The 984-nt window shown below is 68.2% G+C and carries 1 protein-coding gene; it reads right to left on the bottom strand.

Going from position 1 to position 984, the window contains the following annotated elements:
* On the bottom strand, positions 1–984 hold a 984-nt coding region (locus DTS01S_RS29260), incomplete at both ends, for a PAS domain-containing sensor histidine kinase (protein WP_156493801.1).

The raw sequence follows: 984 nt of genomic DNA, 5'->3' as shown, positions 1-984 counted from the left end.
GGCGGAATGCCCGGGCCCTGGTCGGAGAAGGCGATGCAGATGTCGCCCTGCCCGTCGATGCGGCCCTGCACATCGATGCGCCCGCCGATGGGCGAGAACTTGATGGCATTGGCCAGCACATTGCGCACCACCTGCTGGAAGCGCACGGGGTCGGCCTTGGCGATCAGCGGGGCGTCGTCGAGTTCGAGCCGCAGGTCGATGAGCTTGTGCTGCTGCTGCGGCTCCAGCTCGCGCACGACCGGCCGGATCAGGCTGCGCAGATCCGTGCGCTCCAGGTGGATGGTTCCCACGGCGCTGTCCAGCTTGGCCACATCGAGCAGGTCATTGACCAGGGCCAGCATGCGCTGGCCCGCCGCATGGATGTCGTTGAACATGTCGGCCATGGCGGGATTGCCGCGCGAGCGCAGGCTTCCCAGCTCGGCAAAGCCCATGATGGACTGCAGCGGGGTGCGCAGCTCATGGCTCATGTTGGCGACGAATTCCGACTTCACGCGGAAGGCCTCCTCGGCCGCGTCGCGGGCCTCGCGCGTGGCATGCTCGGCCGCGCGGAATTCGCTCACATCCACAAAGATGCTGAGCACGCCGGTGGTCTGCCCCTGGGCATCCTTGACCGCCGCCTTGGAGATCTGCACGTCGCGGTAGCTGCCGTCCACGTGGGGCAGCCGGGCCTCCAGCACCATGCGCTGGCCCGAGCGCATCACGACCTGGTTGCTGCGTATCTGCAGCAGGGCATCGTCGCGCGAGTGCAGTCCCTTGATCTCGTGGCCGAGCACGGCATAGCGGCCGCGGCCGAAGAAGTCCTCCCAGGCCTTGTTGACCAGTACCACGCGGTGGTCCGCGTCGGTGACCAGCATGGGCAGGGGCGTGGTCTCGAACAGCAGGTGCTGGAAGGCCAGCTGGGTCTGCAGCTCCTGCTGTGCCTTCCAGCGGGCCGTCACGTCCACGGCGCTGCCCGCGAAGCCCACGAGCCGGCCGTCGCGCAGC

The sequence above is a fragment of the Delftia tsuruhatensis NBRC 16741 genome, from assembly GCF_001571325.1.
GTDB classification, from domain to species: Bacteria; Pseudomonadota; Gammaproteobacteria; order Burkholderiales; family Burkholderiaceae_C; genus Comamonas; species Comamonas tsuruhatensis.
This window is presented reverse-complemented; position numbering and strand designations above follow the sequence as displayed.